The sequence below is a fragment of the Rhodovulum euryhalinum genome (assembly GCF_004342445.1).
In the GTDB taxonomy this organism is placed as follows: domain Bacteria; phylum Pseudomonadota; class Alphaproteobacteria; order Rhodobacterales; family Rhodobacteraceae; genus Rhodovulum; species Rhodovulum euryhalinum.
This window is the reverse complement of the sequence record NZ_SLWW01000003.1, coordinates 99,868-121,805: the sequence shown is the minus strand read 5'-3', so window position 1 is coordinate 121,805 and position 21,938 is coordinate 99,868. Positions and strand designations below refer to the sequence as shown.

The following is a 21,938-nucleotide window of genomic DNA, read 5'->3' as shown; positions in this document are numbered from 1 at the left end:
CGCCTTTGCGCCAGTCCTCAGAGGAACTGTTCGCGGATCAGGCGTTCTTCCAGGCCATGGCCGGGATCGAACAGGATGCGGTGGGCGATCGCCGGTTCCGAGCGGATTTCGACCACGGACACGATCCCCGCGCCGCGGCTGTCGCCCTCGGCCATCACCGGACGCTTTTCCGGTTCCAGCACTTCGATCCGCACATTTGCCGTCTTGGGCAGCAGCGCACCGCGCCAGCGCCGCGGCCGGAACGGCGCGACCGCCGTCAGCGCCAGCACGTCCGAGCCGATCGGCAGGATCGGGCCATGGGCGGAATAGTTGTAGGCGGTCGACCCGGCGGGCGTGGCCACCAGCGCGCCGTCGCAGACCAGTTCCTCGAGACGCAGCTTGCCGTCGACGATGATCCTCAGCTTGGCCGCCTGGGGCCCGGCGCGCAGCAGGCTGACCTCGTTGATCGCCAGCGCCTCGACCACCCGGCCGTCGGGCCGCGTCGCCTGCATCCGCAACGGGTTGATGACCTCTTGCTCGGCCGCCACCAGCCGTTCGATCAGCCCGTCCTCGCGGTATTCATTCATCATGAAGCCGATCGTGCCGCAATTCATCCCGTAGACCGGCGCGCGCAGATCCTGCGTGGCATGCAGCGTCTGCAACATGAACCCGTCCCCGCCAAGCGCCACGATAACGTCCGCCTCTTCGGGCGGCACCTGCCCGTAGCGCGCCACCAACGCCTCGAGCGCGCCCTCGGCCCGCGCGGTCTCGCTGGCCAGAAAGGCGATCTTGCGTACAGGCGCCATCTCGCCCCCTTTCGCGCAGTTCGGCGTCAGTGATCGCGCGCCCTGCCCCGAAACACAAGACCGACGAAAGGACCGCCCCGGGGTGCGTATTGAGTCTTTCTCAGGGCGCCCGGTTCGGCTAGAAACCGCTCCACGCTGCCCGCGCTGCCAAAGGGAGACGCCAGGATGAACGCACCACACCAGGACAACGGCTTTTTCACCGAGACGCTTGCCAGCCGCGATCCCGAGATCGCCCGCGCCATCGGGCTGGAACTCGGCCGCCAGCGCGACGAGATCGAGTTGATCGCGTCCGAGAACATCGTCAGCCGCGCCGTGCTGGAGGCGCAGGGCTCGGTGATGACCAACAAATATGCCGAGGGCTATCCCGGGCGGCGCTATTACGGCGGCTGCCAGTACGTCGACATCGCCGAAAGCCTGGCGATCGAGCGGGCGTGCAAGCTGTTCGATTGCGGCTTCGCCAACGTCCAGCCCAATTCCGGCTCGCAGGCCAACCAGGGCGTGTTCACCGCGCTGCTGAAACCCGGCGACACCATCCTGGGGATGAGCCTCGACGCGGGCGGCCACCTGACCCATGGCGCTGCCCCCAACCAGTCGGGCAAGTGGTTCAACGCGGTGCAATACGGCGTGCGTGAATCCGACCTGCTGCCCGATTACGACCAGATCGAGGCGCTGGCGAAAGAGCACAAGCCGCAGATGATCATCGCGGGCGGTTCGGCGATCCCGCGCATCCTCGACTTTCCCCGCTTCCGCGCGATCGCGGACATGGTGGGTGCCTACCTGCTGGTCGACATGGCCCATTTCGCGGGGCTGGTCGCGGCGGGCCTCTACCCCTCGCCCTTCCCGCATGCCCATGTCGCCACCACGACCACGCACAAGACGCTGCGTGGCCCCCGCGGCGGCATGATCCTGACGAATGACGAGGCACTGGCCAAGAAGTTCAACTCGGCGATCTTCCCGGGCATCCAGGGCGGCCCCCTGATGCACGTGATCGCGGGCAAGGCGGTCGCCTTCGGCGAGGCGCTGGAACCCGGCTTCAAGACCTACCAGGAACAGGTCATCAAGAACGCCAAGGCGATGGGCGCCGCGCTGATGGACGGCGGGCTCGACCTCGTCACCGGCGGCACCGACAGCCATGTGCTGCTGGTCGACCTGCGGCCCAAGGGCGTCAAGGGCAACGCCACCGAAAAGGCGCTGGGCCGCGCCCATATCACCTGCAACAAGAACGGCATCCCGTTCGACACGGAAAAGCCCACGATCACCAGCGGCATCCGCCTCGGCTCGCCCGCCGGCACGACGCGGGGGTTCGGCGAACAGGAATTCGCCCAGATCGGCCGCTGGATCACCGAGGTGGTGGACGGCCTCGCCGCCAATGGCGAAGAGGGCAATGCCGCGGCCGAGGACAAGGTCAAGGCCGAGGTGGCCGAGCTTTGCGCCCGCTTCCCGATCTATCCCGGGCTCTGATCCAGGGCACGGTCCGCGCGCCGAAGGGGGCTCGGCCCCCCTTCTTCCTGGCCCAACGACCCAAGGAACGGGGCCGCAGGCCCCGCCCCGAACCGGTATGCTAGCGACCCAGATCCACGGCACACCCACCGACGCGCCGCCTCTGCTGATCGCGCATGGCCTGTTCGGCTCGGCGCGGAACTGGGGGGTGATCGCAAAGCGGCTGTCGGACAGCCGTCAGGTGATCGCAGTCGACATGCGCAACCACGGCGCCAGCCCCTGGGCCGCCCGCCACCGCTATCCTGATCTCGCCGACGACCTCGCCGAGGTGATCGCCGCCCATGGCGGACGGGCGGATGTTCTGGGCCATTCGATGGGCGGGAAGGCGGCGATGGTGCTGGCTCTGACCCGCCCCGAGGCGGTGAACCGCCTTGTCGTCGCCGACATTGCCCCGGTCGCCTATGGCCACAGCCAGGCCCACCTGATCGCCGCCATGCGGGCACTGGACCTTGCCCATGTGACGCGCCGGGGCGAGGCCGACGCGGCGCTGGCCGCGCAGATCGGCGACGCGTCCGTCCGCGCCTTCCTTCTGCAATCGCTGGATCTCAAGTCCAGTCCGCCGGTCTGGCGTCTCAACCTCGACAGTCTCGAAACCGAGATGGCGCATATCGTGGGCTGGCCCGACGACATCGCGGGACAGTTTGCCGGTCCCACCCTGTTCCTGTCGGGCGCGGCGTCGGATTATGTCCGCCCCGAGCACCGCGACCGGATCAAGGCGCTGTTTCCCGGTGCACGGTTCGCGAAAATCCCCGGCGCGGGCCACTGGCTCCACGCCGAGAAGCCGCGGGACTTCGAAGCCGCGGTACGGGCCTTCCTGGCCTAGTCGATGGGCTTGACCATCCGGGTCATGGTGCCGTCCTTCCGGACGAACTGGCCCATCAGCGCGGCAGCCACGTGCACGACGATCAGCAGGAACAGGACCACCCGCAGCGCCCCGTGGACATTGCCCGCCAGCCCAGAGCCCTGCGACCAGGCGACCATCCCCGAGACCGGCAACAGAACCAGCAGCAGGTAGAACAGCCCGTAGGTGACACGCGCCACCATCACCTGCGCCGGCGAATGCGACGCGTCGGGCACGGGCCCGCCATGCAGCATCTTCAGGCCGATCCGCCAGAAGGTCAGCACGAGGATCACAAGCCCCGCCGCGATATGCACGATCACCCCGGCGCTGAAGTTCTGGACCTGCGTGTCGATCAGTTCGCGGAACGCGTGCACCATTCCGTCGTGGAACAGGAACTGGACCGCGACCAGACCCACCACCGCCCAGTGCAGGCGGATCTGCATGCGCGAATACCCTGAAACAGACATCCCTTGCCCTCCGAAGGTCAAATCCCGTGACTCGGCCGCCAGAGAGGCCCGGCGGTCAGTAGATGGCGCGCGCCACTTGCCACGACACCGGCATCGCGACAACGAAACCGATGATGGCAGCGGCGGCGATCGGGATCAGCGTATCGTACCCGGCGACAAGCACGGCCACGACCCCGATCCCCATCATCGTAGCGGAAATCAGCGTGAACAGGACTGCGGCGAGCCGAAGCATGCGGGCCTCCCGGACTGGAATTCGACCAATCCCAGCAAAGCCCCCCTGCCCCGGACCCACCTTGATCCAGCGCAAGCTGCGTCAGAATGACCAGATGCGCGCGCGCCGGTCGGCCATCGCCTTGGCCATGGCGGGCGGCTCGGCCACACCCACGCCCTCGATCAGCGCGTCCGCCGCCAGACCCTTGCCCGGCAGGTAGATCGCACAGACCTCGGCGCGGGCGCCCTTCTTCATCGCCGCCTGCAACAGTGCCTGCGGGCTGGCGCCGCGGGGCGGCTGCGGCGCGGTGGCGGTCTCGGGGGCGTCCTTCAGCGCGATGTCGGCAGCGGGACCGCACAGCAGGATGCGGGTCGGCACGCCGCGGTCGATCGCCTGGTTGGTCAGCACCATGCTCATCAGCTGGGTCTGCGGATTGGCGTCGGTCACCACGGCGACCAGCCTGCTCACGTCATCGGCCGCAGCGGCGGTGGCGGTCAGCGCCAGCACCAGCGCGGTGGCCTTGAATGTCCGGATCATCTGGATCTCCCCTCTGTTCGATCGCGTTCGATCGGTTTCGATGGGACAGCCATAACGCATGTGCCCGGCGGGCTTTGTGACTTGTGCACATTCCCCGGGCCTTTCGCGGCCGGGTTGACGCGGGTCAAGCGGGCGGGGCCGCGCGCGTGCTAGGATGGCCCGTCAGCCGCGAGGGGGGAAACCGATGATCACGCTGGACGATATCGAGGACATGACCGACCTGACGCGCGCCGAAATCGCCGCCATTGCCGAGCACGAGCATATCCCCGAGGCGGATGCCACGCTGCTGGCGGATTACCTGATGCATGCCCATCACGGGGCGCAGAAGGTGCAGGCGATGATCTGCGAGGACATCCGCGAGGCGCTTCACGCCGACGACCTGCCCCATGCGCGGGCGCTCTACGCCGTGCTGCACCGCTTCGTCTCCGACCACCCGGAGTCGGTCCGGGGGTCGGAGGGGTAGCGCTCAGACCTCGGGCAGGCCGGCATGGGGGGCGATGCGGCGCTGCACCTTGGGGTCGCGGCGTGTCCAGAACGGGTCTTCGTCCTTGATCCGGCGCGAGACGAGATAGGCGGCGGGCCAGGCGCCGATGCAGCCGATGGCCGCGCCGATGGCGACCGCGACCCAGCTGTAGAAGCCCAGCGAAAACAGCACGATGACGATAAACCCGGTGATCACGGCCCCGGTGACGGGGGTCAGCATGATGCTCAGACGGTCCATGGATCCCTCCCTTGGGTGTTAAGCGGGGGATACGTGCGGCAGGATGCCGCGGATCAGTCGGGCGGGATAACGAGGGCGTGAGGCCCGCAGGGTGGGTGCAACCCACCATGGGCGGTCCGGAGGTGGCAAGGTGGTGGGTTGGCACCCACCCTACGATTGCTGTGGTCGACTAGCGAATGACGAAACTCAATCCAAAAAAACACCCAAGCAAACAACCGGAAATGGAAAACGGAGCTCTGGAAAAGTACTTCAGCGCCACAAGAGAAAAATTCTTTAAAAACACAAACAAAACTTTAGCAAACGCCCTAGTAGCCGTTGCAATAAGCAACAACGATGCCAAGAGAAGCGACGTCAAAAGCATAACCGACAAAGGAATTACTCCTGATGAAATCCGCGAGAATGGGTATTGCTCACTATAGACGTTATTGCTTCGACCCAACGCCTGAACTGCTGTCGTCCTACAAATACGATCGCCTAAATTTTTTGTCTCCACAATATAATGACCGTCGTAACAGATTCTGTCATAAAGGTAGGGATTGTAGCCCGGCAAGGCAAAGAAATCTCCCACCACCCGAAATCCAAAATGCGGATAAAATAATCGAGTAATGTTAGAAGTTACATAAGATGTTTGCCGAATCGCGCCCAAAAGAATATCATGAACTCGAAACACACTCAATGGACGCAGTTCTCCATCCACTCTAATAATAAACGAACCCTCATCCACCTGGCCAATTTCCTCGGAAACAAGTTCACGCATCTTCATCCACTCGGAGTCTGCGATCGGACCGCCTCCACTTTCCGTAAGTAGAACCACTTCTGCCGCCGAGCGATCTGTAAAGAGTGAAATCTTGACAGGCGTCCTATCGTTAATATAGTGGTCAATAGGCGAAATGGCGTCGAAGAAAACCAAATCATCTTCAGTCTCAAAATAGATAAAGCTTGAACTCCCTCCTATACGGCTCCGCTCGACATTCGACTTGACTGAAATCTCGAATCTAGACAGACCATCGTCTGTATACTTATCTATTTCATAGACCTTGACGAAAGATTCTCCGGAAATGGAAAAATTATAAACAGCGTTGAGGGAGATAATCAGTGGCAACAAGAGCAGAGGTGCAGCAATTGCAAAAAGCTGTACCGTCCCAAACAAACCCAAAAAGCTTACAAGGACGAACCTGAGTCGATCCTTTTGCTCAATCGCCCAACCCAAGAAAAAACCAAGCATCTTTATAAGAACAGAATCAAATAAAAAGTTGGCAATCGCACAATAAATGAATAAGAAAGACTGAAACCAAGAGAACAATTCTTTCGGGTCGTCAACATACCTGCCGATCAGAAAGAGGGAAATGGCCGTGAACGCAATAATTGAAAAAATGAAACTGCGAAATAGATATTCGGCGGAAAAAAAATTCGCGCCAAATAAACGCCGGAACACAATATTATAGACTGCCTCGAGTACAGGAAAGAGTTCCGGAATACGCCTGCGCTCAAGCTCGACTTGTGGTGAGCCCACAACCTTGTCCAGAAGAATCCCAATGCCTAAAAACAAACTAACCGGAACGGCGAAGTGATTGAACGTTTCGAACTCGATCACCGGCATCCTTACCCATCCATCTTCAACGCATTGATGAACGCCTGCTGCGGGATCTCCACCTTTCCGAACTGGCGCATCTTCTTCTTGCCCGCCTTCTGCTTGTCCAGCAACTTCCGCTTGCGCGTCGCGTCGCCGCCATAGCATTTCGCGGTCACGTCCTTGCGCAGCGCCGCGATGGTCTCGCGGGCGATGACGCGGCCGCCGATGGCGGCCTGGACGGGGATCTTGAACATGTGGCGCGGGATCAGTTCCTTGAGCTTCTCGACCATCGCGCGGCCCCGCATCTCGGCCCGGTCGCGGTGAACCATGGTCGACAATGCGTCCACGGGTTCGTCATTCACCAGGATCTGCATCTTGACCAGGTAATCCTCGCGATAGCCCGCCATCTGGTAATCGAAGCTCGCATAGCCCTTGGTCACCGATTTCAGGCGGTCGTAGAAATCGAACACCACTTCGTTCAGCGGCAGGTCATAGACCACCATCGCGCGCGAACCGGCATAGGTCAGGTCAAGCTGTTCGCCGCGCCGGTCCTGGCAGAGTTTCAGGATGTCGCCCAGGAAATCGTCGGGCACCAGGATGGTCGCGCGGATGCGCGGTTCCTCGATATGGTCGACCAGCGTCAGGTCGGGCATGTCGGCGGGGTTGTGCAGCTCCATCATCGTGCCGTCGCGCATGTAGACGTGGTAGATCACGCTGGGCGCGGTGGTGATGAGGTCGATGCCGTATTCCCGTTCCAGCCGGTCGCGCACCACCTCGAGATGCAGCAAGCCGAGGAATCCACAGCGGAATCCAAAGCCGAGCGCGGCCGAGGTCTCCATCTCGTAGGTGAAACTGGCGTCGTTCAGCGCCAGTTTCTCGATCGCCTCGCGCAGATCCTCGAACTCGTTCGCGTCGACCGGGAAGAGGCCGCAGAACACCACGGGAATCGACGGCTTGAACCCCGGAAGGGGCGTTTCGATGCCCTTTCTTTCCGTGGTGATGGTGTCGCCGACGCGGGTGTCGCGGACCAGCTTGATCGAGGCGGTGAGGAACCCGATCTCGCCCGGGCCCAGTTCCGCGATGTCCTGCATGGCGGGGCGGAAGACGCCGATGCGGTCGACGCCATAGGTGCCGCCGGTGCGCATCATGCGGATGCGGTCGCCCTTGCGCAGGACGCCGTCGATGATGCGGACGAGGACGACAACCCCAAGATATGGGTCGTAATAGCTGTCGACCAGCAAGGCCTTGAGGGGTTTCGTCGCGTCGCCCTCGTGCGGGGGAGGCAAACGGGTGACGATCGCCTCGAGCACATCGGGGATGCCGAGGCCGGTCTTGGCGCTGATCTGGATGGCGTTGGAGGCGTCGATGCCGATCACGTCCTCGATCTGCTCGGCCACGCGGGCGGGTTCGGCGGCCGGAAGGTCGATCTTGTTCAGCACCGGCACGATCTCGTGGTCGGCATCGAGCGCGGTGTAGACGTTGGCCAGCGTCTGCGCCTCGACGCCTTGCGTGGCGTCGACCACCAGCAGGGATCCCTCGACCGCGCGCATGGACCGCGACACCTCGTAGGCAAAGTCGACATGGCCGGGGGTGTCTATCAGATTGAGAACATAGGTCTTTCCGTCCTTCGCGGGGTATTCGATCCGGACGGTGTTGGCCTTGATCGTGATGCCCCGCTCGCGCTCGATATCCATCGAGTCGAGCAACTGCTCCTTCATGTCGCGCTCGGCGACGGTGCCGGTCAGCTGGATCAGCCGGTCGGCGAGGGTGGATTTTCCGTGGTCGATATGGGCCACGATGGAGAAGTTGCGGATCTGGGAAAGCTCGGTCATGGGCGGGATATGCGGCGGTTTCAGGGGCCGGTCAAGCGGATCCGCGGGGGCGGCCGAGTCGGCGGTTAACGGCCTTGTTTTGCTGGGCCGCGGCGATCGGAAACCTATCGGACTTTTGTCGGACCCGGAGGGGGGTAAAGGCCGCGTGCGATGGGCAACGGCGGCGGCAGGCGGGCACTGGCCGGGGCAGGTGGCCTCAAGGTCACGTTTGACATCGGGATCGGCGTCTTCCCGGATCAGCCGCGAACCGGAGGTATGGCGCATGAAAGCGTCGGCAGGCCGTCGCCCTGCCCCCGCGTCGCGATGGTGAAGGCGGTCTGCACGGGCGCCCGCCTGACCTTTGCCGCGGGAACGCTATGTCATAGCCAAGCCCCCGGCAAAGGCGGCCGGGCCGGCGTTTCAAGGGAGGATGCCATGACCCGACTGACCGCAAGGGACTTCGCGCCCGAATTGCTGGAACTCTACGACTTCTACGCCCATGGCCGGATCTCCAAGCGCGACTTCCTCGACGGGGCGGCGAAGTTTGCGGTGGGTGGGCTGACAGCCGCCGTCCTTCTGGACATGCTGAAGCCCGACTACGCCCTGGCCGAGCAGGTCTCGTTCAACGACCCCGAGATCCGGGCCGGGTATGTCACCTATCCCTCGCCGAACGGCCACGGAGACGTGCGCGCCTATCTCGTGCGCCCGTCGGCCGCCGAGGGGCCGCTGCCCGCCGTGCTGGTGGTGCATGAGAACCGCGGCCTGAACCCCTATATCGAGGACGTCGCGCGCCGTCTGGCCAAGGCGGGCTACATGGCGCTGGCCCCGGACGGGCTGTCGAGCGTGGGCGGTTATCCGGGCAACGACGACGCGGGCCGTGCTTTGCAGCAACAGGTCGATCCCGAGAAGCTGATGAACGACTGGTTCGCGGCCTTCGAACACCTCAAGGCGCGCACGGACGCCACCGGCAAGGTGGGCTGCGTCGGCTTTTGCTACGGCGGCGGCGTGTGCAACGCGCTGGCGGTGGCCTACCCGGAACTCGACGCCTCGGTGCCGTTCTACGGACGGCAGGCGGCGGCCGAGGACGTGCCGCGGATCGAGGCACCCTTGCTGCTGCACTATGCCGGGCTCGACGAACGGGTCAACGCGGGCTGGCCTGCCTATGAGGCGGCGCTGAAGGAACACGGCAAGACCTATACCGCGCATGTCTACGAGGGCGTGAACCATGGGTTCCACAACGATTCCACCCCGCGCTACGACGAGGCGGCGGCAGAACTGGCGTGGGAGCGCACGCTGGCGTTCCTTGCAGAGCATCTGAGATAGGCGCCAAGGGCCTCTTCGAGACCCCTGGCACAATTTCCGCGGGAATTGCGGGCCGGCGGGCCCGCCCGTGCGTCAGGCCAGTTCGGCCGCGCGCGGCACCCAGTCGTGCCCGGCCCGGCCACGGTAGAAGCCGTTGACGAAGGGCGCCTCGATCCCGAGTTCGCGCAGCTTGGCCTCGCCCTCCGCGACGTCGATCCGCCCTGCCAGAACGTCGTCGAAAGCCCGCGTAACCGCGATCATGTCGCAGGTATGCGGCATGACCCGGAAATGCGTGACCCCGATCGACCGCATGTCGTCGAGATCGGCCATCAGGTCGAGATAGCCATAGCTCAGCGTCTGGATGCCGTTGACCGTCAGGAACGGCTTGTCGTCCATAGTCATCAGCGTCATCCCGTCCGCATCCTCGCCGCAGACGAACTGGCAGTTGTCCTTGGTGCGGGCATGCGCCCGGGCGTGATAGCAGCGCGCCGACAGCGCCAGCGAGGCGCGGCCGAACACCTGAACCTCGACGCCGACGCCCAGGTCGCGCGCCTTCGCACCCAGGTTGGCGATGGCGGCGCGCGGCAGTTCCGGCAACAGGCTGAAATGGGTCGCACCCTGGCCCGCCAGATAGGCCATGGTGTCCTCGTTATAGACGTTCAGCAATCCGCCGATCCGGTGCGGCCGGTTCGTCAGGTGCAGCAGCGCGGCGGTGTTGTTCACCTCGAGATCGCGCCCCTCCTGCCGGGACCAGTCCATCAGGATGTTGCGCTCGCGCTTGATGACCACCTCGGAGAACGAGGAATAGACCACCGTCTTGCCCGCGCGCTCCAGCCGTTCGGCCACGGCGGGCAGGTGCACGTCGTCGAAGAAGGGCGTGCGCTTGGAACAGATCACCTCGCCCAGATAGACGGTGCCCACCGGGCTTTCGTCCGCGATCCGGTTGTAGAAGTCGATCCGCTGTTCGGCCGGCCAGTGAAACAGGTTCGGCCCAAGGGTCAGAGACGGGTTCATCGCCGTCACCTCCATTTCTTGGTCTTGAGCGCGCCCTCGGTCTGCTTCTGACCCTCGGTCAGCGCGACGAGGTCGGCGAGTTTCGGTTCCTGCCCGGCCATGATCGAATCGACCGCCTCGCGGAAGGCGGCGACCACCTTCTTGACATAGGCGCGGCTGCGCTGGCGGCCCTCGATCTTGAAGGCGTGGACACCGGCCTCGATCAGTTGCGGCAGCATGGCCGAGGCGTTCAGGCTGACCGGTTCCTCGAAGGCGTAATAGCCGCCGTCGCGGGCGTCACACTTGTAGCGGCCCTTGCAGATCGTGGGATAGCCCGCGGTTTCCTCGGGGCCGAAGCGGTCGATCATGTAATCGCCCAGGATCGTCGACATGCTGCCGTCATCGGCGCGTTCGTACTTCACGCAGGACGCGGGCGAACAGGCGCCGTCCATGTTGGTGGACTGGCCGGTGACGTAGTTGGTCAGCGAACAGCGCCCTTCGACCATAAGGCCGTGGTTGCCGAAGATGAAGGTCTCGACCTCGCAGGGGATTTCCTCGACGAGGCCCTTGATCTCGGCGATCGTCATGATGCGCGGCAGCACCACGCGCTTTACCCCGAATTCGCGGACGTAGTACTGGATCGCCTCGGGCGACGACGCCGCCGCCTGCACCGACAGGTGAATCCGCATGTCAGGGTGGTGGTCGCGGATATAGGCAGCTACGGCGATATCCGCGACGATGCAGGCATCCGCGCCCAGTTTTGCCGACAGGTCGACCGCCTCCTTCCACAGCTCGACCTTGCCCGCGGGCGGAAAGGTGTTCAGCGTGATCAGAACCTTGGTGCCGCCGTCATGGGCGTAGCGGATGGATTTCTCCATCTCGGCGGGGGTGAAGTTCAGCCCCGTGAAGTTGCGCGCGTTGGTGGCATTCTGATAGCCGCAATAGACGGCATCGGCGCCGGCATCGACCGCGCTGCGCAACGCCGCAGGGGTTCCGGCGGGACAGATCAGCTCGGGCTTGACCTTGGCGTTCATGTGCGGGCCCCTTTCCGTTTCTGGGCATTCTCGGCGGCACGGCGCAGGACGTTCAGCGCCCCGCGCCCGGGCGGGCCGAACATCTCGGCCACGCTTTCGGCGATCGGTTCGTCCACGTCATCCAGCGCGTTCCTGAGGCAGACCACCGCCTCGGTGTCACCCGTCACGATCAGGTCGCGCGAGAAGAACAGCGCATCGCCATCCTGTTCGGTGTCCATCAGCGTCAGCAGATCCAGGAACTTGCCCGAAATCCGCGCGGCATGCGGCGGCAGGTTGCGCCGGCCGACCGCGCGGAAATCCAGCGCGTCCGGGTCGGGGCGCAGATACAGCATGAACGGGATGTCCACCGGGTCGATCAGGAAATAGGCGTGCCGGTGCGGGCCCAGACGGTCGAACATGTCGGGGTTCTGCGCCGCGATCCTGGTCACGATCCGCTTGAGGATGGGGTTCAGCAGGAACAGCGGCAGCGGTGGCGTGAAAGGAAAGCCGCCGGAGCCGCCGGGAAGGCGGGAAGACTTGGGTTCGGATGTCATGGCGCCAGTCGATACAGGGATGTCCGTGCGAGGGACTTGACTTACGTCAAACCGCCCGGGGCGTCGGCGCCACGAATTGTCACAGGCCGGACCCGGGGGCGGGAAACCTGATGTTTCCGGCGGGTCAGCGGCGCTTCACATGCGCGTGAGGCCGCTCGCGGCTAGTCGAAGGGCAGATCGAAGATCGGCCGGCAGACGGTGCGGCCGTGAATCGGCAGGAAGTTCCGCCCGGGCCGGGTCACCTCCATCGAGAGGCTGTCGGGCAGCGCGCCGGCGGCCTGCCGCAGGGCGGCATCGGGCGACACGGTGAAGACCGCGCTGGTGGCGCCGGGGCGGCTCTGGCTGGGGCCGCGCGGGGTGACGAGGTAGATGCGCCGGTTGACCGGCACCCGCAGTTCGTCCTCGGCGAATTCCGCGGCCGCGCACCACAGGTCGGACCCCGAGTCGCCCGCCCGGGCGAAGACCTCGAACTGGCCGGGGGTGCGGGCGTCGGGGACCACGAGGTTGCCGCGGAAGGTGCGGATGGCCCCGGGCGCGTCATTGGGGCCTTGGGGAACACAGGCGGTCAGGGCGAGGGCTGTGCAGAGCGTGAGGGCGAGGCGCATGGGCGGGTCTCCGGGGCGCGGTCCCTTCGGGATAATCCGGGCCGTTCGATCCGGCAAGCGCTGGGAGGTCACGAGGTAGCGATGGGGCCGTAGGGTGGGTGAAACCCACCGATGGCCCGCGGCTTGGGAGGCGAATGGTGGGTTGGCACCCTCGTCGGCACTCCTCATCGTGGGTTACACCCACCCTACGCCTGTTACTTAGCTATTCTGACTGCGTAAGCGGCTTCGATGTGTCTTGTTGTAGCCGATGCTGGGGTCGTTCGACCTGAGGCTGACAATTAATTCTGTTTCTTTGCGCGTGACTTCCGCCTTATCGTCGCTTTCGAACAGAATTTCCTTTTGAAGCGTAAAGTTTTTCAATTCGTTAACAGAAAAATCGGCTTCGACATCAAGCACATTCCATGACCCGAAATATCGTATCGAGTGGCCAGGCTCACCTATGTCCTTACCCACGTAGATCTTTCCATTTGGGAAAGTAATCTTGTAAACGACGTATCTAAGCTTGCGCATCGAAAAAATGAGCGGGCCACAGCCCGCTCATACATGTCTATTGATCCAGGAAACTCCGCAACTTCCGCGACCGCGAGGGATGCTTCAGCTTCCGAAGCGCCTTCGCCTCGATCTGGCGGATGCGTTCGCGGGTGACGGAAAACTGCTGGCCGACCTCTTCCAGCGTGTGGTCGGTGTTCATGCCGATGCCGAAGCGCATGCGCAGCACGCGTTCCTCGCGGGGCGTCAGCGAGGCCAGAACGCGGGTCGTGGTTTCCTTCAGGTTCTCCTGGATCGCCGAGTCCAGCGGCAGGACCGCGTTCTTGTCCTCGATGAAATCGCCAAGCTGCGAATCCTCCTCGTCGCCGATGGGGGTTTCCAGCGAAATCGGCTCCTTGGCGATCTTCATCACCTTGCGGACCTTCTCCAGCGGCATCTGGAGTTTCTCGGCCAGTTCCTCGGGCGTGGGTTCGCGGCCGATCTCGTGCAGCATCTGGCGGCCGGTGCGCACCAGCTTGTTGATCGTCTCGATCATGTGGACCGGGATGCGGATCGTGCGCGCCTGGTCGGCAATCGACCGGGTGATCGCCTGACGGATCCACCAGGTCGCGTAGGTCGAGAACTTGTAGCCGCGGCGGTACTCGAACTTGTCCACGGCCTTCATCAGGCCGATATTGCCTTCCTGAATGAGATCAAGGAATTGCAGCCCGCGGTTGGTGTATTTCTTGGCGATGGAAATCACCAGGCGCAGGTTCGCCTCGACCATTTCTTTCTTGGCCTGGCGGGCCTCCTTCTCGCCCTTCTGCACCTGGTTCACGATGCGGCGGAATTCCTGGATGTCGACGCCGACATACTGGCCAACCTGCGCCATGTCGGCCCTGAGTTCGGCAACCCTGGGCGACGACCGCTCGACAAAGGCCTGCCAGCCCCGGCCCGCCTTGTCGCCCATCCGCTCCATCCAGTGGGGGTCAAGCTCGTGGCCGCGGTATTCGTCGATGAACTCGCGCCGGTTGATGCGCGCCTCGTCAGCGAGCTTCACCATCTGGCTGTCGATCTGCATGATCTTGCGGTTGATGCCGTAAAGCTGGTCGATCAGCGCCTCGATCCGGTTGTTGTGCAGGTGCAGTTCGTTCACCAGTTCGACGATCTCGGCGCGCAGCTTCTGGTATTCCGCCTCATCCTTCTCGGAGAACCGCAGGTTCTTGTTCAGCGTCGCCTGGATGCGCTTGTCCTGGATGTCCGAAAGCTTGGCATAGTCGCGGGCGATCATCTCGAGGGTTTCAAGCACGCGGGGTTTGAGCGCGGCCTCCATCGCCGCGAGGCTCATGTTCGCCTGCTCGTCGTCGTCCTCGTCGTCCTCGCGCCGGATCGGATTTCCGTCGGCGTCGAACTCGGGCTCGGCTTCCTTGCGGGTGTTGGTGTTGGCCGCGGTCTCGACGTCCAGCCCGTCGACCACCGGCACGTCGTCGTCGCCCTCGACCGACCGGCCGAAGGTGGCGTCGAGGTCGATCACGTCGCGCAGCAGGATGTCCTCGTTCAGAAGCTCGTCGCGCCAGATCGTGATCGCCTGAAAGGTCAGCGGGCTTTCGCAGAGCCCGGCAATCATCGTGTTGCGGCCGGCCTCGATCCGCTTGGCGATGGCGATCTCGCCCTCGCGGCTCAGCAGTTCCACCGAGCCCATCTCGCGCAGATACATCCGCACCGGGTCGTCGGTCCGGTCGAGCGTTTCCGACTGGCTGGAGGCCAGCGCCACCTCGCGCGACGTCGAGGCCTCGACCACGGCGGTCGAGCTTTCCTCGCCCTCCTCGGTCTCGTCGGCGTCGATGATGTTGATGCCCATCTCGGACAGCATCGACATCACGTCCTCGATCTGTTCGGAACTGACCTGATCCGGCGGCAAGGCCTGATTGAGCTGGTCATAGGTGATGTAGCCGCGCTCCTTGGCCTCGGCGATCATCTTCTTGACCTGCGCCTGGCTCATGTCGAGCGAGATCTCGGCGTCCTGCTCGTCGGTCTTGCTGTCGTCGGTGTCTTTTGCGGCCATGAAGTGCTCCTAGCGGGGGAGGCTGATTCGCTCGGCTATTGAAACCGACTCAATAGCGCGAATCATCGGGAAGACCACCCGATTCCCCCGTTTTTCCTGACGTTTCCCGGGCACCTGTGCCCGAATCGCGGCGCTTGCCGCGGCCATAGTCGATTCGGTCCAGAAGTTCGGCGAAGGCATCCTTCTCGTCCCGGCTGATCCGGGCGCCATTCGGCCCGATCTCGTAATCGGCACGATCCTCGGAGTCGCTCCGGCCCGCACGGTTTCGCGCCTCGGCCGCCTGGCCCAGGCGCCAGGTCAGCCCCTCGTCGGCGAGACCCTGAAGATCGTGCATCGCTTCCTCGATTTCCCGTCGGGCGCCCCGCGCCGCCGACAGCTTGGCCAGTTCCTCGGCCAAGCAAAGCGCTGCCTTTTCGGCGTCGCCCGGATCGCGGATCGGAGGGGCAATGCGGACATGGCTTGGGGCGAACAGCTTTTCAAGTGGCTCCAGGCCGACATGGGCCTCAAGTGCGGCGCGAAAGGGAACGGTCCCGGTTTCGGGCGCCGCATGCGCCACAGCCAGCAGCGCAGCCTGCAGGCGGGCATGGTCCGGCGTCGTCCAGTCCAGCGCCTCAAGCGGACCCTCGAAGTCGGGGATCAGCGCGGGATGCGTGACCAGCGTCGCCAAGATCACGGCCTCGCGCAGTTCCTCGTCAAACCGTTCAGGTGCTGCGACCAGCGCCGAACCACGGGTCGAGGCGCGCGGCGCGGCAGGCGCCACATGTCCTTTCCAGGGCCCCTTCCGGGCAGGGCTCCGGGCGGGGCGGAACAACTCCCAGCGCAGGCGGTTGATCTCTTCGCCGTAGTGGCGGCGCAGCGAGGGGTCCTTGATCCGCGACAGCGCCTGGCGCAGGTCGCGGTCGAGCGCGGCGCGCCGCTCGGGGCTGTCGAAGACCTTTCCTTCGGTCTCGCGCTCCCACAAGAGCTGCACCATCGGCCGGGCGGCCTCGATCAGCTTGCCCATCGCACCGGCCCCGCCCGCGCGGATCACATCGTCGGGGTCCTGTCCGGGCGGCATCAGGGCAAAGCGGAGCGCGTGCCCCGCCTCAAGCATCGGCAACGCAAGGTCGATCAGGCGCCGGGCCGCATTGATCCCCGCCTTGTCGCCATCGAGCGCGATGACAGGCTCGGGGTGGATGCGCCACAGAAGCTGAAGCTGCGCCTCGGTGATCGCGGTGCCGAGCGGCGCCACCGCCGCACCGAACCCGGCTTCGGACAGCGCGATGACGTCCATGTAGCCCTCGGCAACGATCAGCGGCTGGCCCTTGCCTGCCGCCTCGCGCGCCGGACCGTAGTTGAACAGGTTCAGCCCCTTGTCAAAAAGGTCCGTCTGGGGCGAGTTCAGGTATTTCGCGCTGTCCGCCGGGTCCATCGCCCGCCCGCCGAAGGCGATGGCGCGCCCGCGCGCATCGCGGATCGGGAACAGGATGCGGTTGCGGAAGATGTCATAGGGTTCGCCGCCCTTGTCCGAGCGTCTGGCAAGCCCGGCGCCCAGGATCAGGTCTTCGGCCACACCCCTGCCCCGCAGATGCGCCCACAACCCGCGCCAGTCGGGCGACGCAAAGCCGATCTCCCAGCGATCCAGCGCCGCCGCCGTCAGCCCCCGCCGGTCCAGATAGGCCCGCGCCTCTGCCGCCGCCCCGGTCCGAAGCTGCATCCGGTACTGGCGCACCGCCTGTTCCATCACCTCGGCCAGTTGTGAACGACGGTCGGCCTTTTCCTGCGCGCGGGGGTCGCGGGCGGGGATCTGCATGCCGGCCTCGCGGGCGAGGATCTCGACCGCCTCCATGAAACCGACATTCTCGGTTTCCTGGACGAAGGACAGCGCGTCGCCCTTCGCGTGGCAGCCGAAGCAGTAGTAGAATCCCTTGCGGTCGTCGACGTGGAAGCTGGCCGTCTTTTCCTGGTGGAACGGACAAGGCGCCCACAGGTCGCCCTTGGCCTGGTTCGATTTGCGCTGGTCCCACAGGACCTTGCGCCCCACGACCTGGGACAGCGACACGCGGGTGCGCAACTCGTCGAGGAATCCGGGGGGCAGGCTCATGCCTGCAATATCGGGCGCGGGGCCGGTCCTGTCCAGTCGGCCGGACCAGAGCCGCCTGCGGCCGGTCGGCCTGACAGCGGGCAAAGACCGATTCCCGGCGCGCGCGGCGCACTGTTTCCGCGTCTGCCACAATACCGCAGGACCGCGGGGAAAATGGAGAGAAGCCCCCGGAAATCCAGTTAAAAATGCCGATTCGCGCCTCATTTTCGCCACAGGATCAGGGCTCAATACTGCAGTGCCGGACTGCGCGCGGAAAGTGGCGCCATGCCCCGGGAACCGAGGATGATCCCGATGTTCATTGATATCATTGTCAGGGACGGCAAGGCACGCGAGGCCGCCCCGCTGCGACGGTTCCGCGACGACGAGACCGGCAGCCTGGTGATCTTCTCGCTGATGCTGCTGGTGGCCATGCTGTTCACCGCGGGGCTCGCCATCGACTTCATGCGGTACGAATACACGCGCACGCGCATGCAGAACACGGCGGACCGGGCGGTGCTCGCCGCGACGAGCCTGGGCCAGACCCAGGATCCCGAGGCCGTGGTCCGCGACTATTTCGAGAAGGCAGGGCTGGGAAAGCATGTCGGCAATATCAGCGTCGAGGAAGAAACGTCTTCGGACACCGTTGCCTACCGCAAGGTCAGGGTGATCGCCGGCGCCACGATGGATCCGATCTTCCTGCCGATCATGGAACGGGTCGCCCAGAACCGGCGATGGTTCGTCCGCGAGGGGCAGATGCAGGATGCCGCCAACCTGACGGGCAACCCGACCGATTTCACGAAACTTCCGGTCCTCTCCACCAGCAGCGCCGAGGAAGGGATCAGCGATCTCGAGATCTCGCTGGTGCTCGACGTGTCCGGCTCGATGGGCTCGTCCTCTTCCACCGGCAAGTCGAAGATCTACGAACTGCGCAAGGCGGCCAAGGATTTCGTGCATCACATGCAGTGCAACCCGAACACAAACCGCGGTTCGGGCGAGCCCTGCGAGGTGCAGCATGGCAAGGTGTCGATCTCGATCGTGCCCTATTCCGAACAGGTCAGCGCGGGTCCGCAGCTGCTCTCGCAATACAATGTCACGACCGAGCACAACGCCTCGTTCTGCGTCGATTTCGATGCCTCCGACTACGAGAGCGTCAGCCTGTCACCACTCGACCAGTTGCAGCGGACGGGCCACTTCGACCCGTGGCGGGAGTCCTACCAGTCGCCCAGCGACTGGACCTGCCGGACCGAGAGTTGGCGCGCGATCAAGCCGCTGCTGGATGATCCGTCCGAGGTCTACACGGCGATCGACGCCCTGTCCGCAGGCGGCAACACCTCGATTGATATCGGCATGAAATGGGGGGCTGCGCTGCTTGACCCCGACACGCAGAGCGTTGTCACGAACCTGGCGAACACCCCCGTTTCCGCAGGATCGACCGAGATGGTGATCGACCCGTTGTTCGACGGCCGCCCCTACGAGTATGGGCAAAGCTACAACATCAAGGCGATCATCCTGATGACCGACGGGGTGAACACCAACCAGCACTATCTGAAGGCGGCTTACCGCTTCGGCCCCTCCGTCGTCTGGCACTACACCAAACCGGACGGGTCCCCCGGCAATGACGTGTACTCGGTCTACAACGAAGACAAGAACCAGTACCGCTGGGTCGACGAGGACGGCGACGACGTCAAGAGCAGTTGGCAGAACGCGGTCTATGTCGGCGGCACGAGCAACCCGGGAACGCCCTACCAGATGTCCTATCCCGAGGTCTGGGCCAAGTTCACGACCGACTGGTTCAACGACTTCTGGTGGCTCCCGGACGCGGAACTCGCCCATGGCAACTCGACCAAGAACAGCCGACTGGCCAACATGTGCCGGGCCGCCAAGGACAAGGACATTCTGGTCTACACCATCGGATTCGAGGTCGGGAAGGGCAGTGCGGCCGAGACGGTCATGCGCAACTGTGCGAGCACGATCAACCACTTCTTCCTCGCCGACGGCATGAACCTTTCCGATGTGTTCGGCGCGATCGCATCGTCGATCAACCAACTGAAGTTGACCGAATGACCCCGCTCTTCCGCCTGACGGCCCGGCTGATCCGGGCGATCCGCCGCGAGGACGGAACCGCCAGCATCGAGTTCGTGCTGACGTTCCCGATCGTGTTCTCGATGTTCCTGATGAGCCTCGAATCCTCGATCCTGATGACGCGCCAGATGCTTCTCGACCACGCGCTGGACGAGTCGATGCGCGGCATCCGCCTCGGCCAGTATCCCGGGCTCGATCACGACATGTTCAAGGACATCATCTGCAGCCAGGCGCATCTCTTCCCCGACTGCCCGAACGTGATCCGGGTCGAACTGACGCCTGTGTCGAAGACCACCTGGAACCTGCCCGATGCCGCGGCGACCTGCGTCGACCGAAGCGCCCCGATCCAGCCTGTGACCAATTTCGCGCAAGGGCCCCAGAACAGCCTGATGATGGTGCGCGCCTGCGTGGTGGTGGATCCGTTCTTCCCCGGCGTCGGCCTCGGTCTCCGGCTGCACGAGGATCCGCGCGACGGCTACGCGCTGGTGGCGACCTCTGCCTTTGTCAACGAACCCGGAGCCGGGATCTGAACGATGCTGCGCGCCCTGACCTCTCCGTTCCGCCGCTTTGCCCGCGACACAGGCGGCAACATGGTGATCGAACTGCTGCTGGTGATGCCCTTCTTCATCTGGGCGATCCTGGGAATCATCGTCTATTTCTACGGTTTCCAGATGAAGACGCTGAACCTCAAGGGCGCCTACACGATCTCGGACCTGCTGAGCCGCGAGATGGATGACGACACTCCGGTGACGCCGACCTACATCGCGGGGCTGGACGATGTCTTCAATCTGCTGACCAATACCCCCGACAAGATGGGGCGTCTTCGCGTCACGCTGGTGACCTATTACGACAACAGCAAGTCCGGCGGATCGAGTCGCGACCTGGCCATAGACTGGTCCTGCGGCACGGATGGTATCGCCCCGATGACCTTGGGTCAGCTCGAGGCGATCTATGACGAGAATGTGCCGATGATGCCGCCTGCCGAGCGGGCGATCATCGTCGAGACCCAGGTTCTGTACCGCCCGCCGGTCTGGTTCGGCGTTTTTCCCAGCACCATGGACAGTTTCGTTGTCACACGGCTGCGCTTCGTGCCCAAGCTGGAATTCGAAGACACCGCGGGCGTCTGCAGCACCGGCTCGACCTGAGCGGGCGCGCACCCTGCCCGTCAGGCCCCTCCGCCTCCCTCGCCCGCCTCGCGCCGTTCGGCCATGACAAGGGTCAGGATCTCGGCCATCGCCTTGGCCTGTGCCGCCGACGTGACGCCGCCCACGCCGATCCGGCGCCCGATCCGCCACCACACCCCCGGCGCCCAGGCGCGCGGCTTGGGAACATTCAACCTCAGGGTGAAGCCATTCGACGGCTTCAACGCGAACATTCCGCGATCGATTCCGGCGATCTCGTCGATCCGGGCCAGTTCGCGGCCGTCGCTGTCGAAAAGCCCCTCGCGCGTAAGCCGAAGCGGGCGCCCCGTGGCGCGGCGCATTGCCTCACCCAGCACCAGCACGCCCGCGCCCAGAGCCAGCAGGAATCCACGCCAGAGCGGATCGGCGGGCGGCCGGAACAGCGCCACCGACAGCATCAGCCCGGCCAGCATCAGCATCGCCCCGAGGCCAACGGCCCGACGCACCACAGAAACGCGCAAAACGGCAAGATCCTCGGTCATCGGCCCGTTACATCCCCTTTTCGCGATCCACCGGCCCCCTGTAGCGGCCGTGGCACGCGCGGCCAAGGGCGAAGCGTGACTCGCCCCCCGGCTGACAATCGCCCAGACCGCCCAGGCATTGGGCAAACCGGGGCCTGTCAAGTGCCCGAACGCCAGACGCGGCGAAAAATCACCTTGCCCGCCGCGCACAACACGCCATGTTTGTGTGGAAGCCAACTCGTTTGGTGGACAGGATCAAGACAGGTGGATCATGACTGACACTCCCAAGACCTTCACGAACCCGCAGGTCGAGACCAAGACCTACACGAACCCGCAGGTCGAGACCAAGACCTACACGAACCCGGTGCTCGAGTCGAAGCTCTACACCAACCCGGTTCTCAGCACCGGGTCCACGCCTCTGTCCGACATGATGAAGTGGGCACTCATCAGCAGCCGCGGATCGGCCGTCGAACTCAAGACCGACGATCCCACGCCCTTCTCGAAGGCGATGAAATGGCCGCTGCTGAGCGAAAAAGCGACCATGTTCGACTCCGAGCTGACGACGCCGGGCAGTGCGTCCAGCGGGAACGACAGCGGCTTCAACAAGTTCATCCGCTCGATCGTCAGCGGCGAACCGCAGAAGTAATCGCCTGACGTGATTGCAGGTCTTTCGCCCGGCGGCAACCCCGCCGGGCGTTCGCGTTCG

General features: G+C 64.3%; 22 protein-coding genes. 8 read left to right on the top strand and 14 right to left on the bottom strand.

Going from position 1 to position 21,938, the window contains the following annotated elements:
* Positions 1-17 precede the first annotated feature (17 nt).
* Complete coding sequence (locus tag EV655_RS04705; protein ID WP_132542350.1) at positions 18-785, bottom strand: NAD kinase; 768 nt, start codon at positions 783-785, stop codon at positions 18-20.
* A gap of 165 nt (positions 786-950) precedes the next feature.
* Here EV655_RS04705 and glyA point away from each other — a divergent pair, with 165 nt between their 5' ends.
* Together glyA and EV655_RS04695 are read left to right on the top strand one after the other, a co-directional pair.
* Positions 951-2,246, top strand: a complete 1,296-nt coding sequence (gene glyA, locus EV655_RS04700) for a serine hydroxymethyltransferase (protein ID WP_132542348.1) — start codon at positions 951-953, stop codon at positions 2,244-2,246.
* A gap of 97 nt (positions 2,247-2,343) precedes the next feature.
* Complete coding sequence (locus tag EV655_RS04695; protein WP_132542346.1) at positions 2,344-3,108, top strand: alpha/beta fold hydrolase; 765 nt, start codon at positions 2,344-2,346, stop codon at positions 3,106-3,108.
* Here EV655_RS04695 and EV655_RS04690 read toward each other — a convergent pair.
* The 3 genes from EV655_RS04690 to EV655_RS04680 form a co-directional block, all read right to left on the bottom strand.
* Positions 3,105-3,569, bottom strand: a complete 465-nt coding sequence (locus tag EV655_RS04690; protein ID WP_165905266.1) for a cytochrome b — start codon at positions 3,567-3,569, stop codon at positions 3,105-3,107. The two genes, EV655_RS04695 and EV655_RS04690, sit on opposite strands and share 4 nt — an antisense overlap.
* Positions 3,570-3,648: 79 nt before the next feature.
* Positions 3,649-3,825, bottom strand: coding sequence for a CTP synthetase (locus EV655_RS04685; protein ID WP_132542342.1), 177 nt, complete (start codon positions 3,823-3,825; stop codon positions 3,649-3,651).
* A gap of 81 nt (positions 3,826-3,906) precedes the next feature.
* Entirely contained in the window at positions 3,907-4,341 is a 435-nt protein-coding gene (locus EV655_RS04680) for a DsrE family protein (RefSeq protein ID WP_132542340.1), read from the bottom strand.
* A gap of 184 nt (positions 4,342-4,525) precedes the next feature.
* Between EV655_RS04680 and EV655_RS04675 the strand changes: the two genes are divergently transcribed.
* Positions 4,526-4,804, top strand: coding sequence for a hypothetical protein (locus EV655_RS04675; protein ID WP_132542338.1), 279 nt, complete (start codon positions 4,526-4,528; stop codon positions 4,802-4,804).
* Between the two features lie 3 nt (positions 4,805-4,807).
* Here the strand turns inward: EV655_RS04675 and EV655_RS04670 are convergent, their stop codons facing one another.
* The 3 genes from EV655_RS04670 to lepA all read right to left on the bottom strand — a co-directional run bounded on the left by EV655_RS04670 (position 4,808) and on the right by lepA (position 8,467).
* Complete coding sequence (locus tag EV655_RS04670; RefSeq protein ID WP_132542336.1) at positions 4,808-5,062, bottom strand: hypothetical protein; 255 nt, start codon at positions 5,060-5,062, stop codon at positions 4,808-4,810.
* Positions 5,063-5,231: 169 nt separating this feature from the next.
* Positions 5,232-6,662 (bottom strand): hypothetical protein, encoded by a 1,431-nt coding sequence (locus tag EV655_RS04665; protein ID WP_132542334.1) that lies wholly within the window; start codon positions 6,660-6,662, stop codon positions 5,232-5,234.
* Positions 6,663-6,664: 2 nt separating this feature from the next.
* Entirely contained in the window at positions 6,665-8,467 is a 1,803-nt protein-coding gene (gene lepA / locus EV655_RS04660) for a translation elongation factor 4 (protein ID WP_132542332.1), read from the bottom strand.
* A gap of 414 nt (positions 8,468-8,881) precedes the next feature.
* On the opposite strand from lepA, the gene yghX reads away from it, so the two are divergent.
* Positions 8,882-9,769, top strand: coding sequence for a YghX family hydrolase (gene yghX, locus EV655_RS04655; protein WP_132542330.1), 888 nt, complete (start codon positions 8,882-8,884; stop codon positions 9,767-9,769).
* A gap of 72 nt (positions 9,770-9,841) precedes the next feature.
* Here yghX and ubiV read toward each other — a convergent pair whose 3' ends face one another.
* From ubiV to dnaG, 6 genes are all read right to left on the bottom strand, one after another.
* Positions 9,842-10,762 (bottom strand): ubiquinone anaerobic biosynthesis protein UbiV, encoded by a 921-nt coding sequence (ubiV, locus tag EV655_RS04650; protein ID WP_243644988.1) that lies wholly within the window; start codon positions 10,760-10,762, stop codon positions 9,842-9,844.
* Between the two features lie 5 nt (positions 10,763-10,767).
* Complete coding sequence (gene ubiU, locus EV655_RS04645; RefSeq protein WP_132542326.1) at positions 10,768-11,775, bottom strand: ubiquinone anaerobic biosynthesis protein UbiU; 1,008 nt, start codon at positions 11,773-11,775, stop codon at positions 10,768-10,770.
* Positions 11,772-12,308 (bottom strand): ubiquinone anaerobic biosynthesis accessory factor UbiT, encoded by a 537-nt coding sequence (gene ubiT / locus EV655_RS04640; RefSeq protein ID WP_243644987.1) that lies wholly within the window; start codon positions 12,306-12,308, stop codon positions 11,772-11,774. Before ubiT ends, ubiU begins: the two co-directional genes overlap by 4 nt.
* Positions 12,309-12,469: 161 nt before the next feature.
* Entirely contained in the window at positions 12,470-12,913 is a 444-nt protein-coding gene (locus EV655_RS04635; protein WP_132542325.1) for a hypothetical protein, read from the bottom strand.
* Positions 12,914-13,460: 547 nt separating this feature from the next.
* A complete protein-coding gene (gene rpoD / locus EV655_RS04625; RefSeq protein WP_132542323.1) occupies positions 13,461-15,446 on the bottom strand; it encodes an RNA polymerase sigma factor RpoD in 1,986 nt (661 codons plus the stop codon).
* A gap of 49 nt (positions 15,447-15,495) precedes the next feature.
* The gene (dnaG, locus tag EV655_RS04620) at positions 15,496-17,529 is read right to left on the bottom strand and encodes a DNA primase (protein WP_132542322.1); all 2,034 of its coding nucleotides are present in this window, start codon (positions 17,527-17,529) and stop codon (positions 15,496-15,498) included.
* 291 nt (positions 17,530-17,820) lie between these two features.
* On the opposite strand from dnaG, the gene EV655_RS04615 reads away from it, so the two are divergent.
* The 3 genes from EV655_RS04615 to EV655_RS04605 are packed head-to-tail and all read left to right on the top strand — an operon-like array spanning position 17,821 to position 20,735.
* Positions 17,821-19,572: a TadE/TadG family type IV pilus assembly protein gene (locus EV655_RS04615; protein ID WP_165905265.1), complete on the top strand. Its 1,752-nt coding sequence runs from the start codon at positions 17,821-17,823 to the stop codon at positions 19,570-19,572.
* The gene (locus EV655_RS04610; RefSeq protein ID WP_132542320.1) at positions 19,569-20,120 is read left to right on the top strand and encodes a TadE/TadG family type IV pilus assembly protein; all 552 of its coding nucleotides are present in this window, start codon (positions 19,569-19,571) and stop codon (positions 20,118-20,120) included. Before EV655_RS04615 ends, EV655_RS04610 begins: the two co-directional genes overlap by 4 nt.
* Before the next feature lie 3 nt (positions 20,121-20,123).
* Positions 20,124-20,735, top strand: a complete 612-nt coding sequence (locus EV655_RS04605) for a TadE/TadG family type IV pilus assembly protein (RefSeq protein ID WP_132542318.1) — start codon at positions 20,124-20,126, stop codon at positions 20,733-20,735.
* A 20-nt stretch (positions 20,736-20,755) separates the two neighbouring features.
* On the opposite strand, the gene EV655_RS04600 is transcribed toward EV655_RS04605, so the two are convergent.
* Complete coding sequence (locus tag EV655_RS04600; RefSeq protein WP_243644986.1) at positions 20,756-21,217, bottom strand: hypothetical protein; 462 nt, start codon at positions 21,215-21,217, stop codon at positions 20,756-20,758.
* A gap of 286 nt (positions 21,218-21,503) precedes the next feature.
* On the opposite strand from EV655_RS04600, the gene EV655_RS04595 reads away from it, so the two are divergent.
* Positions 21,504-21,878, top strand: coding sequence for a hypothetical protein (locus EV655_RS04595; protein WP_132542314.1), 375 nt, complete (start codon positions 21,504-21,506; stop codon positions 21,876-21,878).
* Positions 21,879-21,938: the final 60 nt, after the last annotated feature.

Bases quoted from the DNA above. Each gene is read 5' to 3' on its own strand.
- EV655_RS04670 (WP_132542336.1), bottom strand. From the start codon at position 5,062: ATGGACCGTCTGAGCATCATGCTGACCCCCGTCACCGGGGCCGTGATC.
- EV655_RS04685 (WP_132542342.1), bottom strand. From the start codon at position 3,825: ATGCTTCGGCTCGCCGCAGTCCTGTTCACGCTGATTTCCGCTACGATG.
- ubiU (WP_132542326.1), bottom strand. From the start codon at position 11,775: ATGAACGCCAAGGTCAAGCCCGAGCTGATCTGTCCCGCCGGAACCCCT.
- EV655_RS04595 (WP_132542314.1), top strand. From the start codon at position 21,504: ATGACTGACACTCCCAAGACCTTCACGAACCCGCAGGTCGAGACCAAG.
- EV655_RS04635 (WP_132542325.1), bottom strand. From the start codon at position 12,913: ATGCGCCTCGCCCTCACGCTCTGCACAGCCCTCGCCCTGACCGCCTGT.
- EV655_RS04605 (WP_132542318.1), top strand. From the start codon at position 20,124: ATGCTGCGCGCCCTGACCTCTCCGTTCCGCCGCTTTGCCCGCGACACA.
- dnaG (WP_132542322.1), bottom strand. From the start codon at position 17,529: ATGAGCCTGCCCCCCGGATTCCTCGACGAGTTGCGCACCCGCGTGTCG.
- EV655_RS04675 (WP_132542338.1), top strand. From the start codon at position 4,526: ATGATCACGCTGGACGATATCGAGGACATGACCGACCTGACGCGCGCC.
- EV655_RS04610 (WP_132542320.1), top strand. From the start codon at position 19,569: ATGACCCCGCTCTTCCGCCTGACGGCCCGGCTGATCCGGGCGATCCGC.
- rpoD (WP_132542323.1), bottom strand. From the start codon at position 15,446: ATGGCCGCAAAAGACACCGACGACAGCAAGACCGACGAGCAGGACGCC.
- EV655_RS04705 (WP_132542350.1), bottom strand. From the start codon at position 785: ATGGCGCCTGTACGCAAGATCGCCTTTCTGGCCAGCGAGACCGCGCGG.
- EV655_RS04615 (WP_165905265.1), top strand. From the start codon at position 17,821: ATGTTCATTGATATCATTGTCAGGGACGGCAAGGCACGCGAGGCCGCC.
- yghX (WP_132542330.1), top strand. From the start codon at position 8,882: ATGACCCGACTGACCGCAAGGGACTTCGCGCCCGAATTGCTGGAACTC.
- EV655_RS04680 (WP_132542340.1), bottom strand. From the start codon at position 4,341: ATGATCCGGACATTCAAGGCCACCGCGCTGGTGCTGGCGCTGACCGCC.
- ubiV (WP_243644988.1), bottom strand. From the start codon at position 10,762: ATGAACCCGTCTCTGACCCTTGGGCCGAACCTGTTTCACTGGCCGGCC.
- ubiT (WP_243644987.1), bottom strand. From the start codon at position 12,308: ATGACATCCGAACCCAAGTCTTCCCGCCTTCCCGGCGGCTCCGGCGGC.
- EV655_RS04665 (WP_132542334.1), bottom strand. From the start codon at position 6,662: ATGCCGGTGATCGAGTTCGAAACGTTCAATCACTTCGCCGTTCCGGTT.
- EV655_RS04695 (WP_132542346.1), top strand. From the start codon at position 2,344: ATGCTAGCGACCCAGATCCACGGCACACCCACCGACGCGCCGCCTCTG.
- EV655_RS04690 (WP_165905266.1), bottom strand. From the start codon at position 3,569: ATGCAGATCCGCCTGCACTGGGCGGTGGTGGGTCTGGTCGCGGTCCAG.
- glyA (WP_132542348.1), top strand. From the start codon at position 951: ATGAACGCACCACACCAGGACAACGGCTTTTTCACCGAGACGCTTGCC.
- lepA (WP_132542332.1), bottom strand. From the start codon at position 8,467: ATGACCGAGCTTTCCCAGATCCGCAACTTCTCCATCGTGGCCCATATC.